This window comes from Laspinema olomoucense D3b (assembly GCF_025370785.1).
Taxonomy (GTDB): domain Bacteria; phylum Cyanobacteriota; class Cyanobacteriia; order Cyanobacteriales; family Laspinemataceae; genus Laspinema; species Laspinema olomoucense.
The window spans coordinates 1-17,573 of sequence record NZ_JAMXFA010000069.1 but is presented as its reverse complement, the minus strand read 5'-3'; the positions used below and the strand labels follow the sequence as shown (position 1 = coordinate 17,573).

Here is a 17,573-nt window from a genome sequence, read left to right as displayed (position 1 = left end):
TGGGGAGGATGGGGAGGATGAGGGGGATGGGGGGGATGGGGAGGATGGGGAGGATGGGGAGGATGGGGAGGATGGGGAGGATGGGGAGGATGAGGGGGATGGGGGGGATGGGGAGGATGGGGAGGATGGGGAGGATGGGGAGGATGGGGAGGATGGGGAGGATGAGGGGGATGGGGGGGATGGGGAGGATGGGGAGGATGGGGAGGATGGGGAGGATGGGGGAGTAGTTCTCGTGTCATGGCTCTGCCGTGACACGGGCTTCTTGCGGCTCTGCCGCCTATATGGGCGACTGGAGGCAGAGCCTCCAAGGGGACGTGACTCGGCTGAAGCCCAGTCACGAGAAATCTCCCCCATCTCCCCCATCTCCCCTATCTCCCTTATGCCTTCACCGGCACCTTCTCAAGGGTGGACTCAGCGGATGCTTCCGGACTGTCCGCTTCCGAAGGCGGAACCACCTGCCAGAACTTGGGTAAATACTCCGTCCAGTTCTCCAGAATCCCAGATGCCTTGTCGCTACCCGTATATTCTTGGTGCATCTGAATCATCTCCTTGAGTTGCGCCTCTCCTGCAGGAGTCGTCACCCGTTGGACCTGGACAATCTCATGATTGACCAACTCATCAAAATTGCCCTCCTCATCGAGGAAATAGGCCAATCCGCCGGTCATTCCGGCCCCGACGTTCCGGCCCGTTTTGCCCAGGACGACAATGACGCCGCCGGTCATATATTCACAGGCATGGTCCCCGGCCCCTTCAATCACTGCTTTACCCAGGGAGTTGCGGACGGCAAACCGTTCTCCGGCTTGACCCCGGGCAAACAGGTATCCGCCGGTGGACCCATAGAGGCAGGTATTGCCGACGATCGCATTCTCGGACGGATTATAGGTGGCTCCCCCTGGTGGCACCACCACCAAGGTTCCGCCGGTCATCCCTTTACCCACATAATCATTAGCCTCTCCTTCTAGGCGCAGGGTGACTCCAGAAACATTAAACGCCCCAAAACTCTGTCCTGCTGCACCTTGGAAAGTCAAGTTAATCTGACCGCCGAAGCCATTATTGCCATAGCGAGAGGCAATTTCCCCAGCCAGACGCGCCCCAACGGAACGGTCTACATTGACAATCGGGAAGGTTTTGGAGACTTGGGATTGAGTGCCGATCGCCTCGGTAATCTCCTGATCCGCCAACAACTGATCATCCAACACCGGACCATTGCTATGTACCGGACCATGATTTAACCAACTGCGTTTGCGAAGCATCTCCGCAGGAGAATCGCCTCGGGTATCGGGCAACAGCTTGGTAATCACATCCAAACTCAGTCCCTGAGTTTTCGTTAACTGCACAGACTCGCGCAGGGTGAGCAAATCTCCCCGTCCAATCACTTCCTGCAAAGAGCGATATCCCAACATCGCCAACAACTGCCGTACTTCTTCCCCAATGAAATAGAAGAAATTGACCACGTGTTCCGGGACCCCGGTAAACCGTGCCCGCAACTTCTCTTGCTGGGTAGCGACGCCCACGGGACAATTGTTGGTATGGCAAATCCGGGCCATGATGCAGCCTTCAGCAATCATCGCGATACTGCCAAAGCCAAACTCTTCTGCCCCAATCAAGGCAGCCATCAGCACATCCCAGCCACTTTTCAAGCCACCATCGGCCCGCAGGACGACGCGATCGCGCAGTCCATTGCTCATCAACACCCGCTGCACTTCGGCTAACCCCAACTCCCAGGGACTCCCCGCGTGTTTAATCGAACTCAAGGGCGAAGCACCAGTCCCGCCATCATGTCCGGAAATCTGGATAATATCGGCATTTGCTTTAGCCACCCCAGCGGCGATCGTGCCAATGCCAATTTCTGAAACCAACTTCACCGAAACCCCGGCTTTGGGATTGATTTGGTGCAGATCAAAAATTAACTGGGCCAAATCTTCAATACTGTAGATATCGTGGTGCGGTGGCGGCGAAATCAACGGCACTCCCGGCTTGGATTTCCGCAACATAGCGATATAGGGACTCACCTTTTTCCCTGGCAGTTGTCCGCCTTCTCCGGGTTTAGCCCCTTGCGCCATTTTAATTTCGATTTGCTTGGCACTCATCAGGTACTCGGGAGTCACCCCAAAGCGACCGGAAGCGACCTGTTTGATGGCAGAGGAAGCGGTATCGCCATTTTTCAAGCCATTCAGATGGGGTAACGAAGGTGACTTACCTTGCTCATCCACATTATCTAAGACGCCAAAGCGCACCGGGTCTTCGCCACCTTCCCCGGAGTTGGATTTACCCCCAATCCGGTTCATAGCGATCGCCAGCACCTCATGAGCTTCCCGAGAGAGCGCCCCCAGGGACATCCCCCCAGTGCAGAAGCGTTTGAGAATTTCTGCCACGGGTTCCACTTCATCAATGGAAATCGAAGGGCGATCGCTCTTGAAATCCAACAAATCCCGCAACGCCGTCGGAGGACGTTCCGCTAAATACTGTTTATAGAGTTCATAGTGCTGCGTACCCTCTTTGGAACCCTTCATATCCGCCACCGCCTTATGCAGCGCCTTGGACATTTCCGGGGAATTCATGTGATATTCACCACCGGGGCGATACTGTACAAACCCTTCATTCTGCAATTTCTTGCCCGCCGGTTGGGGGAAAGCTTTCTCATGAAACGCCCGCAGTTCTGAAGCCAATTCGGCCACACTCAAGCCGCCAATTTGAGAGGCAGTGCCCACAAAGGCCAAATCCAGCAACTCCCGACCAATCCCGATCGCCTCAAAAATTTGAGCGCCGTGATAACTAGACAGCAAGGAAATCCCCATCTTAGAGAGAATTTTCAACAGTCCGGCTTCAATCGCATGACGGTAATTTTCCTGAGACTGCTCTAGGGTGACTTGGGGCAGTTTACCCCGTTCCATCAACTTCTGCGTTTTGCCATCTTCATGCCAATGGCGCACGGATTCTAAGGCCAAATAGGGACAAACTGCCGATGCACCATAGCCAATCAGACAGGCAAAATGATGAGTGCTCCAACATTGGGCAGTATTGACAATCAAAGAGGCATGAGAGCGCAATCCAGCCCGAATCAGGGCATGGTGAACTGCCCCAACAGCCACCAGGGGAGGAATGTAGGTAGTCTCAGCATTCGGTCCCGGTGCATCACTCAAAATCAGCAGGGTTGCGCCATTGCGCACCGCTGACTCGGCTTGATTGCAGAGGTTTTGCACCGAGTCGGCCAATTCTGAGGGGCGAGTGGTGAGGGGAAATAGGGTAGACAGAGACACCGCATCCGACCGAGATTCAATCTGGCGTAAATCCGCTTCATTGAGAACCGGAGAGTCAATTTCTAACTGTCCCGCAAACTCAGGTTTGACTTCCAGCAGATTTCCCCGAACTCCCAAGTGCATCCGCAGGGACATCACCAGACTTTCCCGCAGCGGGTCGATGGGGGGATTGGTGACTTGAGCAAACCGTTGTTTGAAATAGTCATAAAGCAGACGGGGTTTTTGAGACAGAACCGCTAGGGGGATATCATCGCCCATGCAGAAGGTGGGTTCTTTGCCCATTGCCGCCATTTCTTCGACGATCATTTCTACGTCTTCGCTGGTGTAGCCGAAGGCGGTTTGTGCCGATAGGAGTTGTTCCGGGGTGAGTTGGGCGGTAGTGACAGGAGTTTGGCGCTGGAGATATTGACGATGTTGGGCCAACCATTCGCCGTAGGGATGGGCTTGAGCAATCCGTTCCTTAACTTCCCAGTTTTTGAGGACTTCGTGGGTGGTGAGGTCTACAACGAGGGTTTGACCCGGACCAAGACGACCTTTTTCGATGATGTCCGCTTCGTCCATATTGACCACACCGGCTTCGGAGGCGACCATCACTAAGCCATTGCGGGCGATCGCATAGCGGGCGGGGCGTAAACCGTTGCGATCGAGGGTCGCCCCGACTTGTTGTCCATCGCTATAGGCAATCAGGGCTGGACCATCCCAAGGCTCTTGGATACCGCTGTAGTATTCATAGAAATCGACAATAGACTGACGATTTTTGAGGGCGGGTTGGTTAGAGTAGGCTTCCGGCACCATAATCATCAGGGCTTCGCTGGGGTGAGAACCGGACCGAACCAGCAGTTCCATGACGTTATCCAGGTTGGCGGAGTCGCTGTTGTTGGGATTGACCAGGGGTTTGAGCTGTTCAATGCGATCGCCCCACAGGGGTGAATGTAAATCCACCTGCCGCGCCATCATCCAGTTAATATTGCCCAGCAGGGTATTAATTTCCCCATTGTGTCCCAACAACCGCATCGGTTGAGCCAAGGGCCACCGGGGAAGGGTATTGGTGCTAAACCGCCGATGATAAACGGCAAAGGCACTGGTATAGGACTCATCCAGCAGGTCCACGTAAAAGTCAGCCAGGACCGCCGAACGGACCATTCCTTTATAGACAATGGTGCGATTCGAGAAGGAACAAATATAGAAATCTTCTCCCCAAATCATCGGGGATTGGTTATTTGCTCGGGTTGCATCCACTTTCAGGGCCGAACCGACTGCACGGCGGGTCAGATACAAATGCCGTTCTAACTCATCCCCGGTTTTATCTGGGGAATGGACAAACACCTGCTCAATATGAGGCTGATTTTCCCGCGCTTGCATCCCCAGCACTTCCGGACGCACGGGGACTTTACGCCATCCTAATAGTTGCAGGTCCTGACTCTTAATGGTTTCCTCAACAATTTGACGCGCTGCCTGTTGCAACACCGGATCCAGGGAGAAAAATACCATCCCAACCCCAATGGATTCGAGGGGATACAAGTTCGGGTTATGCTCTTGTAACCAAGGCTGGAAGAGCTGCCAAGGAATCGCCGTCATCACTCCGGCCCCATCTCCTGAATCCCGGTCTGCCGAACAACCGCCCCGATGTTCGAGACAGGTTAAGGCATTAAGCGCCATTGACACAATTTCCCGGCTGGGAAGATTTTGAGGATTGGCGATATAACCTACACCACAGGCGTCTCGTTCTTCAACTAACCAGGGTTGACCGAGAAAACCGACCTCATTGATGGAATTTGATTGAGTATTTGGGTTGGGCATTGCTTTTCGGGTAGATGATGGATGGGGAATTGTAGATTTTAGAGTTTAGGTTTTAGATTCTCTTGGGGTTAAATCTGCCAGCTTTTAATCATCGATTTCTCTATAAATCAGGGGTAGACAATTTGGGGATGGAAACGAGCCGCCCCAGGGGCAGGCGCGATCGCTTTTAGGTGCTGTCCCTTCTGAGGCTCAAGGGTTTGGCTTTATCTTGTGAGGTGCCTCTCCGTTTTTACCGCGACAAGCAAGTCCCGAACGGAAATAGCCAATCCCTAGAGGTGGCACCTTTATAAATTGACCTTCTTTCTGATTAATTTTAGAAGGTTTTCAGGCCATTGTTAATTCCCGTCTGACTTGAGTGGTTTTCTTGAGGATGGCCCTAAATCTGTTTTGAATCGGGGACTCGCTCGCTTCCCTCTGATTTAGCTCTCCTTCCCTTCAGTCTTGAGATGCTGAGGGCGGCCCCATTGAACAGGGATGGACCAGAGGAGTCCCGATTAAATCCCTCAAACTTAGGGGTCAGCCAAAGTTATAGGTCCGGATTAAAAATCATATAGAAATAACTTTCATCTGACAATCCCCGGTCTGAAGATGCTCCGGACTTACCCATTACCTCTATAAATAGGGGGGCCATTTTCAAAGGATGGCCCCCCTATTTCAAGTCCCAGATTAAATATGGCTTCATCCTGATTGTGAAACTGCTCCCGCAACAGCCAAGGGCTTGGCCGATTCCGCCCTTGAGACCCCTGTGTCGGACTCGCCGGATCGCCGGTCCAGATGAAGCGTCCGGGTGAAAATTAAAGCCCGGATAAAGTCCCCACGGTTAGAGATAAAGATTTGATATAGATCGCCCCCATCTATCCCTAGGACGACTGACAAGGCGTTTTTGGCTTGTTATGGTGGGATAAAGAGGGTTCGGGAAGGCCCTGGGTTCTGTAACGAGATTTAATGCTTTATTTTAATTTTGCGCTTTCTGGGAAATATATCTTTAAGAAGCCGATCCGAGCTATTCCTTAGCTCAACTCAGGTCAGAAAAGGTCTGATCGTACAGACTCCCCCAACCTAACCCTCGGGGCGATCGCCTAGATGGACTGGATACGGCTTCCCCACTCTCAACATAAGATTATGGAGACTCGAACAATGGCTAACGCTCAAGAAATTCTTCCTTCCTTGGCAACTGCTGCCTCCTCATCCTCTCCGATGGTGGCAGCAACGGAACTTCGCCCTTGGGGTTCGTTCACGGTTTTAGAAGATGCCAAGGGATATAAAATTAAACGAATTGAAGTCAAACCCGGTCACCGCCTCAGCTTGCAAATGCACCACCATCGCAGCGAACATTGGATTGTGGTGTGTGGGACTGCGCGGGTGGTTTGTGGAGACCAAGAACTGATGCTCACCAGCAATCAGTCTACTTATGTGCCGCAATGCACGAATCATCGTCTGGAAAATCCTGGGGTGATTCCTTTGATTTTGATTGAGGTTCAAAATGGGGAATATTTGGGTGAAGATGATATCGTGCGCTTCCAAGATGACTACGCCCGGGCTAAATAATCCTCATCGGGATGGTCAGCGAGTTTTGTGATCTTCATCCTGATAGCGGTGAATAGACCTCTTGCAAAAAAAAAGAATTTTGCAAGAGGTCTATTCAATGGCGGCCCAGAATAGGCCGCCATTCGCGTTGGGGGGGGAGGACTGTCCCAGGTGGGAAGGTCAAAAAAGTTGGGGCAGGGATGGGGCAGTGATGGGGTTAGGATCGGTTATAAACGAGTTGCGATCGCCTCTGATACCGAATCCGGTTGTCAAACATCTATGAAAACCCACAGCGTCCAGCCCGGAGGCTACACGGACAAAGCCCGCCTGCGCGGGCTAAGAAAAAAACCGACTTTTGATACCCGGATTTGGTATGACCGAGGTAAAGGGCAATTTTTCGAGGAAATTAAGAGGCGATCGCGGTAGAATTTGAGTCGGGATCGCGGTAAAATTGCGATCGCCGATCACGACAACCAATGTTCACCCATTCATGATTCAGCTGAGTAAAGCAGCCGTCACCGAAATTAAACGTATCCAGTCCAAACAGTCCAACCCAAATGTCTGGTTTCGTCTCGGGGTTGAAACGGGGGGTTGTGCGGGGTGGTACTATACGATGGCGTTTGACGAACAGTGCAACCCCGATGATCTCATCTGTGAGTGCGATGGCGTTCAAGTGACGGTCGATAGCCGCATCCTCGACTATCTCAACGGCCTGACTTTAGATTACTCTCAGGACTTGATGGGAGGAGGGTTCCGTTTCCATAACCCCAAGGCTGCAAAGACTTGTGGCTGTGGTAACTCCTTCTCGATCGTTGAGTCCTCCACACCCTAGGAACCCGCTTAGGTCAGCCATTCAATCTTTTATGGCCCTCCCTGGGATTTTTATCCCCTGCCATTTGAGATTGTTTTTCTGCCCTAAAAATTGACAGGGAATGCTAGGTTAAGATATAATTGTAGATTGTTGTCAACTTGATCCTTGAAAACCTGAATACCCCATAACTCATGCCCACAATACAACAACTTATTCGTACCGAACGGCAGAAGATCGAAAAGAAAACCAAATCGCCTGCACTCAAGAGTTGTCCGCAGCGTCGGGGCGTTTGTACGAGAGTTTATACCACCACACCGAAAAAACCGAACTCAGCCCTAAGAAAAGTAGCACGGGTTCGTCTGACCTCTGGATTTGAAGTCACCGCCTACATTCCAGGCATTGGTCATAACCTGCAAGAACACTCCGTCGTGATGATCCGAGGCGGCAGGGTCAAGGATTTACCTGGTGTTCGCTACCACATCATCCGTGGGACCTTAGATACTGCCGGAGTCAAAGATCGCCGTCAAGGGCGTTCTAAATATGGGGCCAAGCGTCCTAAGAAATAGATTTTAAATGAGGCGCTTTTCCTCGGGCGGAACAGTCCACGGTATCCAGTTCAGTTGAAGGGCGATCGCTGATGTGGGGTATCCAAGGTATTCAACCGAAGGATTAACAAGCTTCCCACGGGATTGAGAGAGTCCGCACCTTAAGTTGATCGACAAAAAAGATGTACAATCTGATGGCGCTCATCTAGCCAAGCGATGGACTAAAAAACCCCATCGATTCAATCGATTGTGTCAGGATGAGCGATCCCCATAAAGATTCAGGCAGTTCTCATCGGACTCGGTAAGAAAACTTGATGGAGCCGTGGCCTGGGAGGCCGACAAGATGCGATCGCCTGACCTATGAAGCATCGGCTGTGAAAAACCATCAAGCCTGTCCAACCCATCGCGAACCGTCACTTCACAAAGGACTAAGCGGACCTCCGAACAATCCAAAGTAAGAAAACCGCCTTCCTTCCCACAACAGGGGGAGGATTCAAGCTGAATCGCCTCAGCCAAGAATCAGAGCTAGTCACGGCTAGTTACAGTTAGTTACAGTTAGTTACAGTCGTTAGTTTGGGTGAAAAGTTAGTATGTCTCGTCGCACTGGTAGTCAAAAACGTTCTGTTACTCCCGATCCAGTTTATAACAGCCGGTTGGTTGGTATGATGGTGCGGCGTGTAATGAAGAGTGGCAAAAAGTCAGTCGCCTTCAACATTGTTTACAACGCCATGAAAACCATCGAAGAAAGAACCGGCGCCGATGCGCTGGAAGTCTTTGAAAAGGCGGTCAAAAATGTGACTCCCCTGGTGGAAGTCAAAGGCCGTCGGGTTGGTGGGGCCACTTATCAAGTCCCGATGGAAGTTCGGTCCGATCGCGGTACAGCTTTAGCATTGCGCTGGATCATTCACTTTTCCAGAACCCGCGCTGGTCGCACGATGGCCATGAAATTGGCAAACGAGTTAATGGATGCGGCGAACGAAACGGGTAATGCAATCCGGAAACGGGAAGAAACCCACCGGATGGCAGAAGCCAACAAAGCGTTCGCGCACTATCGTTACTAAAATCGGAATCAAACCCATTGCGGAAAAAAAAGGTGTTCTATGTAAACAAATTTTGCAAAAAATATTAAAATGTAACAGGACCGGGGAAAATCCACAGGAGTCAGGCCCATTCGGGTTAACTTCAAAAACGGGGGATTCCTTCTGTCATGTCGAGGTGAGCCTTTTTCTAAAGTTCTAGAGAAGTGGCAAAGCAGAAGTCAAACTCCTTAAAAAATTAACAGCGAGTGACTTCGCCACCCGAGAGGAATTTTAGGTGTTGTCTTCTCGGGAAGGTAAATCGGTTTAAGGAGGTTAGCCCGTTTAAGCAAAGGGCGGGTCAACCTACCCCCTTCAAAGCTAGACTTTAATTTCGATCGCGACATTCCAAGCGCGATCGCAAAGTGTCTGGTGAAGTAAAACCGCCGAGGGTCTCCGAAGTAAAATCGAGGATTGTGCCGGAGGCTTGGAGAGGCACGAACACCCAAGTGCGTTCAACGCATCATTACAAAGATAATTGCGGCAACACAAACAAGGAGGTAGCTGTGGCACGTACTGTCCCGCTTGAGAAAGTGCGAAACATAGGAATCGCCGCCCACATCGATGCGGGCAAAACCACAACGACGGAGCGGATTCTGTTTTATTCCGGTGTGGTTCACAAAATCGGCGAGGTGCATGATGGCACAACCGTGACAGACTGGATGGAGCAAGAGCGAGAGCGGGGCATTACCATCACGGCTGCTGCCATCACCACCAGTTGGAAAGACAACCAGATCAACATTATTGACACCCCCGGTCACGTAGACTTCACGATTGAAGTGGAGCGCTCCATGCGTGTACTCGACGGCGTGATTGCCGTCTTCTGCTCCGTGGGTGGAGTTCAGCCGCAATCCGAAACCGTGTGGCGTCAAGCCGATCGCTATAAAGTGCCGCGCATCGCGTTTATTAACAAGATGGACCGCACTGGGGCGAACTTTTACAGAGTTTACGATCAGATTTGCGATCGGATGCGGACTAACGCTGTGGCGATCCAACTTCCGATCGGCAGCGAAGACCAATTCTCTGGCATCATCGACTTGGTGGCGATGAAGGCTCGGATCTACACCAATGATACGGGCACCGATATCCAAGAGACCGATATTCCCGAGGACATGATGGAAATCGCTCAAAAATATCGCACCAAGCTCGTTGAAGCCGTGGCAGATATGAGTGATGTCTTGACAGAAAAATACCTAGAAGGTGAAGAATTCACCCAGGAAGAAATTGTCTCGGCTTTACGCAAGGGAACAATTACGGGTCAGATTGTCCCCACCATGTGCGGTTCGGCCTTTAAGAACAAAGGGGTACAGCTCTTATTGGATGCCGTGGTAGATTATCTACCCGCTCCCATTGACGTTCCTCCGATTCAGGGAACCTTGCCCAATGGGGAAGAAATCACTCGCAGTGCCGATGACAAGGCTCCCCTCTCGGCATTAGCCTTCAAAATCATGGCCGATCCTTATGGACGTCTGACCTTTATTCGGGTCTATTCCGGCGTTCTGGAAAAAGGCAGTTACGTTCTGAACTCCACTAAGGATAAAAAAGAACGGATTTCCCGCCTGATTGTCATGAAAGCTGACGAGCGGATTGAAGTGGATGAACTGCGAGCTGGGGACTTGGGTGCCGCAGTGGGTCTGAAAGACACCTTCACCGGCGATACCATCTGTACCCCGGATAGTCCGGTGATTCTGGAATCCCTGTTCATTCCTGAACCCGTGATCTCCGTGGCGGTGGAACCCAAGACCAAGCAAGACATGGAGAAGCTGTCGAAAGCACTGCAATCCTTGTCCCAAGAAGACCCCACGTTCCGCGTGAGCATCGATGCCGAAACCAATCAAACCGTGATTGCCGGGATGGGTGAACTTCACCTGGAAATTCTGGTGGATCGGATGTTGCGCGAGTTTAAGGTAGAAGCGAACGTGGGTGCGCCCCAAGTTGCCTACCGAGAAACGATTCGGAAAGCCGTCAAAGCTGAAGGCAAATTTATTCGCCAAAGCGGTGGTAAAGGTCAGTACGGTCACGTAGTCATCCAAATCGAACCGGGTGATCCGGGTACGGGATTTGAGTTTGTCTCGAAAATTGTGGGCGGAACCGTACCAAAAGAGTACATTTCTCCTGCAGAACAAGGGATGAAAGAAGCCTGCGAATCTGGGATTTTAGCAGGCTACCCCATGATTGACATCAAGGCCACGTTGGTAGATGGTTCCTACCACGATGTTGACTCCTCGGAAATGGCCTTTAAAATTGCTGGCTCTATGGCAATTAAAGAAGGGGTGATGAAAGCGTCACCCGTTCTGTTAGAGCCTATGATGAAGGTTGAGGTAGAAGTTCCCGAGAACTATCTCGGGGACGTAATGGGCGACCTCAATTCCCGTCGGGGCCAAATCGAAGGAATGGGCTCCGAGCAAGGAATTGCCAAGGTGACTGCTAAAGTTCCATTAGCAGAAATGTTTGGCTATGCCACGGATATCCGGTCTAAAACCCAAGGCCGAGGTATCTTTACGATGGAGTTTAGCCACTATGAAGAGGTGCCTCGCAACGTGGCTGAACCCATCATCGCCAAGAGTAAAGGGAACGCATAATAGTAGTTCATTGTTGACGGTTCATTGTTCATTGCTTTTTCCCAATGAACAATGAACAATGAACAATGAACAATGAACGATTGAGAAAGGAACTAGAGAAGACATGGCACGCGCAAAGTTTGAACGGAATAAACCCCACGTTAACATCGGTACGATCGGTCACGTTGACCACGGTAAAACGACCCTGACAGCAGCAATTACCCTGACCCTGGCTGCTCTGGGTCAAGCCAAAGCCCGAAAGTACGATGAAATCGATGCAGCTCCCGAAGAAAAACAACGGGGGATCACGATTAACACCGCTCACGTGGAATACGAAACCACTGATCGTCACTATGCCCACGTTGACTGCCCCGGTCACGCTGACTATGTGAAAAACATGATCACCGGAGCAGCTCAGATGGATGGAGCTATCCTGGTGGTGTCCGCAGCTGACGGCCCCATGCCTCAGACCCGGGAGCATATTCTGTTGGCAAAACAGGTGGGGGTTCCGAATATCGTCGTGTTCTTGAACAAACAAGACCAAGTTGATGACGAAGAACTCCTGGAACTCGTGGAACTCGAAGTTCGCGAACTCCTGAGCTCCTACGATTTCCCGGGTGATGATATTCCGATTGTTTCTGGTTCCGGTCTGTTGGCCCTGGAAGCTTTGACTAAAACTCCGGGTCTCAAGAAGGGGGACAATGAGTGGGTTGATAAAATCTACGCGTTGATGGATGAAGTGGATGCTTACATTCCGACTCCAGAACGGGCGATCGATAAGCCCTTCTTGATGGCTGTAGAAGACGTCTTTTCGATTACGGGTCGGGGAACCGTTGCCACGGGTCGGATCGAGCGGGGCAAGGTCAAAGTGGGCGAAACCGTGGAATTGGTTGGAATCAAAAATACTCGCAGCACCACGGTGACTGGGGTGGAAATGTTCCAAAAAATCTTGGAAGAAGGGCTGGCTGGAGATAACGTCGGGGTTCTGCTCCGGGGTATCCAAAAGGCAGATATCGAGCGCGGGATGGTGATTGCTAAACCCGGTTCGATTACTCCTCACACTCAGTTTGAGTCTGAAGTGTATATTCTCAAGAAGGAAGAAGGGGGCCGTCATACGCCGTTCTTCTCCGGCTATCGTCCTCAGTTCTATGTACGGACGACGGACGTTACCGGGACCATTAAAGCCTTTACCTCGGATGAAGGTGACGAAGTGGAAATGGTCATGCCCGGAGACCGGATCAAGATGACGGTTGAACTGATCAACCCGATCGCCATTGAACAAGGGATGCGCTTCGCTATCCGTGAAGGCGGACGAACCGTCGGCGCGGGTGTGGTCTCTAAAATCCTCGACCAACCAGTAGCAGCCAAGAAGTAAACCGGCTGAGGACGCTCCGACCTTTTAAGGTAGAAGCGTGCTGATTGACGGTAGAGCAGAAAAGCCAACCTAAATTGAGGAGCTTTTCTGCTCTGCTTGTCTCTGTCGTTTGTTATTAGTTATTGGTCATTGGTCGTTAGTCCTGAGACGAATGACAAATGACAAATGACCAATGACCCATTTATTAACCGAACCTAGACAACTAAAAATCAATGGCAACCTTACAACAGCAAAAAATTCGTATTCGTCTAAAAGCCTTCGATCGCCGATTGCTTGATACTTCCTGCGAGAAAATCGTAGATACCGCGAATCGGACCAATGCCACAGCGGTCGGACCCATTCCTTTACCGACGAATCGGCGGATTTACTGTTTACTCCGTTCTCCCCACGTGGATAAAGATTCCCGGGAGCATTTTGAAACCCGGACCCACCGCCGGATTATCGATATCTATCAACCGTCTTCTAAAACGATTGATGCGCTGATGAAACTCGATCTGCCTGCCGGTGTGGATATTGAAGTCAAACTCTAAAGGTCTTTCTCAGCTAAAGGCACGGTCTGCATAAATCCAGCGCTTCGCTTCAGGCAATGCAACGGCCTATTTGATCTATCTTTTAAAAAAGGAGAACTCAGAATTCTCCTTTTTTAAACCTTAAACCGGAGACTGAACCTAGAAGCGATCGCCCCTCAATTTATTAAAAATTCTGATTTCGCTTAAAAAAATCCCCTTAAAATTTCTCTTTCTTTAACACAAACATTTAAAAAAGTCAAGCTTCAAACTCAAAAAATTATCAAAAAATCCTCACTCATGGGTGAGGCAGGACCTGTGAGCTTCCGGTGCCGGAATGTTCAGTTCAAACCTATCAGTTAAGATAAAAGCGAAGTTACTTTTTGGACTGAGGCACAATGCAATCATCATCCTCGATCGCCGTTCGAGAACTCCCCCTATTCCCCTTGCCGGAAGTCGTACTCTTTCCCGGCAGACCCCTCCCCCTGCATATTTTCGAGTTTCGCTACCGAATCATGATGAACACAATTCTGGAGAGCGATCGCAGATTTGGTGTCCTCATGTGGGATCCCGTCAAAGGTCAACCCACCTCCATTGGTTGCTGTGCCGAAATTCTGCAATATGTGCGACTCCCCGATGACCGCATGAAAATGCTCACCCTGGGCCAGCAGAGGTTTAGAGTCCTAGAATACGTCCGAGAAAAACCCTATCTTGTCGGTTTAGTCGAATGGCTCGAAGATAAACCCCCCGAGGAAGACCTGCGACCCCTCGCCAGCGAAGTCGATCGCCTCTTAAGAGATGTCGTCCGTCTTTCCGGCAAATTAATGGATCAAACCATCGAACTTCCAGACGACATCCCCGATCTTCCCGTGGAACTCTCCTATTGGGTCGCGAGTAACCTCTATGGCGTCGCTGCCGAACAGCAATCCCTTCTGGAAATGCTAGATACCGGAGCTAGACTAGAACGAGAATCAGAAATTCTCACCTCCACCCGCTCTCATCTGGCCGCACGTACAGTCCTCAAAGACACCCTCAATGAGTAACCAGAGCCTTTGGATATTGGATTTTAGATCGGCGATCGCTTCTAAAATCCAACATCTCCCTCTTTCTAAGTTCCTAAAATCTAAAGCGCCCCACTCCTCCATACCAATGGCGAAGGGCCAGCCAAATCACCGATAGCAATCCGGCAACACTCAACGTTAAACCCGTATAGCTGCCAATTAATCCCCAGATTGGCAGAACCGCACCAGCGATCGTACAAATCAAAGCAGCTAACGAAGTCCGCTTCTGATTTCCCAAGCCCCCTACCAACACCAACAGGATGGGAGAAAGCAACAGCCAAGCAAGAGTCACATCCATCACTCGACTAAAATAAGTCAAACTCAACAGTCCCGCAAAAAATAAACCCCCTGCCAGGGAAACATCCACCAGACGCATCGGGACCGATAAATAAAGCAGGACAATCCACCACAAAAATACCCCCGGTGCTAACAACAACAACCGAGGCAGCACCCCCGTCTTGCGGACCGTCTCCGTTGCAGTAAATACTCCAAAGGGATTGCGAACCGAAACATTATCTTCAAACACCCAACTAAAGCGAGTCCCGGAACGTTCCTGGTTTGTCGCTGTGGGGATAATCCCGCTGGCAAAATCTGCTTTGGGAAAATTTGCCAAAGCTGTTAGGCGAAAATTAGACAGGGATTCGCCTTGGGAATTGTAAACCCAACGCGGTCCTCCTTGAGCCTTGTAAGTGACACGAAAGCGAGTTTCTTCCCCGGGTTGTAACGAGAACGGAAAACCATAATCTCCCGGATTAATCTGGGACATTCGCTCCCCATCGCGCTCCACTTTAAAGTTTTGCAGTAGGGAATAACCGTAGGGGGGAGAAATTTCAAAGAAAAAATTCCGAAGTTCTCTCAAGGAGTTAATCACTTGGTATTCTGCTTCAAACTCAGCCAAATAAATGGCTTTGTTATTGCTCACATCGGTGGATTGGTTAAGGGTAACAACAATGGACGAACCGGCGAGGGCCAGAAAACGGTTAACTTCTTGGGTAGACTCAATTTCAACTAATTGCCCATTAACCCAATTGCTGTATTTATACGGTTCTTCAATCACATAGCGAATCCGAGGAGAAGGTTGTTCGAGTTTTTCCCCAGAAACACTGGCGGCTATTTCTTGAACCCGGGATTGTTCCCAGTGATGGTAGCGATTAGCTAAGGTAGAGGATAAAAAGAATCCCCCAATTAAAAAGGCCAAAATTAAAATCAAATGGGGTAACTTTTGCAACAATACTAAGTAACCTCGTACCCAATCTTCGAGGAGGGGGAAGGGCGGTTCTGGTTGTCGGTAAGTCCATTTGATGGCGGCGATCGCCAATCCGAAAACCACTAAAAAAATTCCTAAATTGACCGATAGACTCAGGATGCGATCGCCAAACTGCATCAATTCGTCGGGATGAGTTAAATCGGGTAATGCCGGAATGCCTTGAGACGTTGGATACATAATGGGGGTAAAGCTGAAATTCCCCAGCTTCTCAAAGGGGTAAAGTAAGTTAGAATACGTTCATCGATTTCTCCCCATCACCACACCTGGGGGTCAGAGTCTCAACTGGATTTGTTGCACCTATAGACAGGAGCAGAATGGCTACATCTGGGATGGCGATCGCCTCTGAATCAAATGACATAACTTAGTCATGCGATCGCCATAGAACTGCCACATCCGCTGACTACTCTTTTTATAGAGAACAATGACGTTCACTTCTCACACCACATCCTAACCTCGCTCAAATGCTCCGAGCGGGGTCTTTTTTTTTACGAAAACCTACAGTCCTAATTCGGTGCAACCCTCTTCGGATCGGGATTGGAGAGCAATGATTTAGTCGGAGATTTGCTGGACATCTTACGACAATAAGGTATAATACTCAAGAAAATTCGCAACTCAATAATTGATATATAGCGGTTCGGTGGACTCATGAAGTACGTTTCAAAGCCCCTCGGATGTTCTGGGCCGCCGACGGTTTGGGGCCGCCATCGCCGTACCATACACTTCTGGAGAAATGCTATACAGTTAAACCCCAAACCATGCCGAATTTTGCACTCCCACCTAATAAGGAAACCGGATTTATGGTAAAATAAAATCATGATTTACAAAGCTTGGAGTACCAAACTAAAACTCAATGATCGTCAAGCTACCTTGATGGCCAAACACGCGGGCTATGCTCGAAAAGTGTTCAATTGGGGATTACGTCTATGGATGTCTGCTTATGAAGAGGGACTCAAGCCTAATATCAATTCTATCAAAAAGGTTTTTACGAATTATGTAAAACCTCAATATCCTTGGATGTCTGAATTGTCTTCGAGAGTTTATCAATATGCCTTTATTAATCTAGGCGATGCCTTTAAGCGCTTCTTCCAGGGAATAAGCAGTTATCCTAAATTTAAGAAGAAAGGTCACCATGATAGCTTTACTCTTGACAATTGCGGAAAACCAATCAGGTTGTCAGGAACTCGCCATAAGCTTCCTTTTGTCGGTTGGGTTTCTACATTTGAGGCTCTACCACCCAGTGTAGTTAAGAAAGTCACAATAACGCGCCAAGCAGGTGACTGGTATATGAGCTTTTTCGTAGAAATTCCCCAAGAAATTACACCTAAATGTCGAGAAAAAATTGGGGTTGACCTAGGAATTAATACTTTAGCGACTTGCTCTGATGGGACAACATTCTCTAACGCATCGGCATATAAATCAGCGACCAAAAAACTAGGAAGATTACAGCGTCATTTAAGTCGGAAAGTCAAAGGCTCGAAAAATCGGGCCAAATGTCTCTTAAAAGTCCAAAGGCTACATCAAAGGGTAGCAAATATTCGGCGGGACACCCTTCATAAAATAACTACTTTTTTGGCTAAAAACCACAGCCAAGTAGTCATTGAAGACTTGAATGTGTCTGGAATGTTGAAAAATCATTGTTTGGCCGGTTCTATCGCTGATGCCTCATTTTATGAGTTTCGTCGGCAACTGGATTACAAAAGCTCAAGGTATGGTTCAAAGTTGATTATTGGTGCGATTCGTTCAGTCGAAATGAGTAGCAACACTCAGGGATGACTGGCAGGGAT

General features: G+C 49.9%; 12 protein-coding genes and 1 pseudogene. 11 read left to right on the top strand and 2 right to left on the bottom strand.

The window, feature by feature from the left end; all coding sequences use genetic code 11:
• On the top strand, nt 1-227 hold a 227-nt coding region (locus NG792_RS27880), incomplete at its 5' end, for a hypothetical protein (protein ID WP_261237660.1).
• Nucleotides 228-377: 150 nt separating this feature from the next.
• Here the strand turns inward: NG792_RS27880 and gltB are convergent.
• Nucleotides 378-5,060 (bottom strand): glutamate synthase large subunit, encoded by a 4,683-nt coding sequence (gltB, locus tag NG792_RS27875; protein WP_261237658.1) that lies wholly within the window; start codon nt 5,058-5,060, stop codon nt 378-380.
• 1,137 nt (nt 5,061-6,197) lie between these two features.
• Between gltB and NG792_RS27870 the strand changes: the two genes are divergently transcribed.
• The 9 genes from NG792_RS27870 to NG792_RS27830 all read left to right on the top strand — a co-directional run bounded on the left by NG792_RS27870 (nt 6,198) and on the right by NG792_RS27830 (nt 14,504).
• A complete protein-coding gene (locus NG792_RS27870; protein ID WP_261237657.1) occupies nt 6,198-6,608 on the top strand; it encodes a phosphomannose isomerase type II C-terminal cupin domain in 411 nt (136 codons plus the stop codon).
• A gap of 150 nt (nt 6,609-6,758) precedes the next feature.
• The gene (locus NG792_RS27865) at nt 6,759-7,013 is read left to right on the top strand and encodes a hypothetical protein (RefSeq protein WP_261237656.1); all 255 of its coding nucleotides are present in this window, start codon (nt 6,759-6,761) and stop codon (nt 7,011-7,013) included.
• A gap of 64 nt (nt 7,014-7,077) precedes the next feature.
• Nucleotides 7,078-7,419 carry a HesB/IscA family protein gene (locus NG792_RS27860; protein WP_261237654.1) on the top strand — a complete coding sequence of 114 codons (342 nt, stop codon included), beginning with the start codon at nt 7,078-7,080 and terminating at the stop codon, nt 7,417-7,419.
• A 170-nt stretch (nt 7,420-7,589) separates the two neighbouring features.
• Nucleotides 7,590-7,964, top strand: a complete 375-nt coding sequence (gene rpsL, locus NG792_RS27855) for a 30S ribosomal protein S12 (protein WP_261198110.1) — start codon at nt 7,590-7,592, stop codon at nt 7,962-7,964.
• Nucleotides 7,965-8,533: 569 nt separating this feature from the next.
• Complete coding sequence (rpsG, locus tag NG792_RS27850) at nt 8,534-9,004, top strand: 30S ribosomal protein S7 (protein ID WP_015150334.1); 471 nt, start codon at nt 8,534-8,536, stop codon at nt 9,002-9,004.
• A gap of 521 nt (nt 9,005-9,525) precedes the next feature.
• A complete protein-coding gene (gene fusA, locus NG792_RS27845) occupies nt 9,526-11,601 on the top strand; it encodes an elongation factor G (protein ID WP_261237653.1) in 2,076 nt (691 codons plus the stop codon).
• A gap of 103 nt (nt 11,602-11,704) precedes the next feature.
• Nucleotides 11,705-12,955: an elongation factor Tu gene (gene tuf, locus NG792_RS27840; protein WP_261237652.1), complete on the top strand. Its 1,251-nt coding sequence runs from the start codon at nt 11,705-11,707 to the stop codon at nt 12,953-12,955.
• 212 nt (nt 12,956-13,167) lie between these two features.
• Nucleotides 13,168-13,485 (top strand): 30S ribosomal protein S10, encoded by a 318-nt coding sequence (gene rpsJ / locus NG792_RS27835; protein WP_015150337.1) that lies wholly within the window; start codon nt 13,168-13,170, stop codon nt 13,483-13,485.
• Between the two features lie 374 nt (nt 13,486-13,859).
• On the top strand, nt 13,860-14,504 hold the full coding sequence (locus tag NG792_RS27830; protein WP_261237651.1) for an LON peptidase substrate-binding domain-containing protein: 645 nt from the start codon (nt 13,860-13,862) through the stop codon (nt 14,502-14,504).
• 73 nt (nt 14,505-14,577) lie between these two features.
• Here NG792_RS27830 and NG792_RS27825 read toward each other — a convergent pair whose 3' ends face one another.
• The gene (locus NG792_RS27825) at nt 14,578-15,966 is read right to left on the bottom strand and encodes a hypothetical protein (protein ID WP_261237649.1); all 1,389 of its coding nucleotides are present in this window, start codon (nt 15,964-15,966) and stop codon (nt 14,578-14,580) included.
• 636 nt (nt 15,967-16,602) lie between these two features.
• On the opposite strand from NG792_RS27825, the pseudogene NG792_RS27820 reads away from it, so the two are divergent.
• A pseudogene (locus NG792_RS27820) lies at nt 16,603-17,517 on the top strand (RNA-guided endonuclease InsQ/TnpB family protein); the annotation flags it as partial.
• Nucleotides 17,518-17,573 lie beyond the last annotated feature (56 nt).

Coding starts and splice junctions, on each gene's coding strand:
- rpsL (WP_261198110.1), top strand. CDS start 7,590: ATGCCCACAATACAACAACTTATTCGTACCGAACGGCAGAAGATCGAA.
- NG792_RS27870 (WP_261237657.1), top strand. CDS start 6,198: ATGGCTAACGCTCAAGAAATTCTTCCTTCCTTGGCAACTGCTGCCTCC.
- rpsG (WP_015150334.1), top strand. CDS start 8,534: ATGTCTCGTCGCACTGGTAGTCAAAAACGTTCTGTTACTCCCGATCCA.
- NG792_RS27860 (WP_261237654.1), top strand. CDS start 7,078: ATGATTCAGCTGAGTAAAGCAGCCGTCACCGAAATTAAACGTATCCAG.
- NG792_RS27830 (WP_261237651.1), top strand. CDS start 13,860: ATGCAATCATCATCCTCGATCGCCGTTCGAGAACTCCCCCTATTCCCC.
- gltB (WP_261237658.1), bottom strand. CDS start 5,060: ATGCCCAACCCAAATACTCAATCAAATTCCATCAATGAGGTCGGTTTT.
- NG792_RS27825 (WP_261237649.1), bottom strand. CDS start 15,966: ATGTATCCAACGTCTCAAGGCATTCCGGCATTACCCGATTTAACTCAT.
- rpsJ (WP_015150337.1), top strand. CDS start 13,168: ATGGCAACCTTACAACAGCAAAAAATTCGTATTCGTCTAAAAGCCTTC.
- tuf (WP_261237652.1), top strand. CDS start 11,705: ATGGCACGCGCAAAGTTTGAACGGAATAAACCCCACGTTAACATCGGT.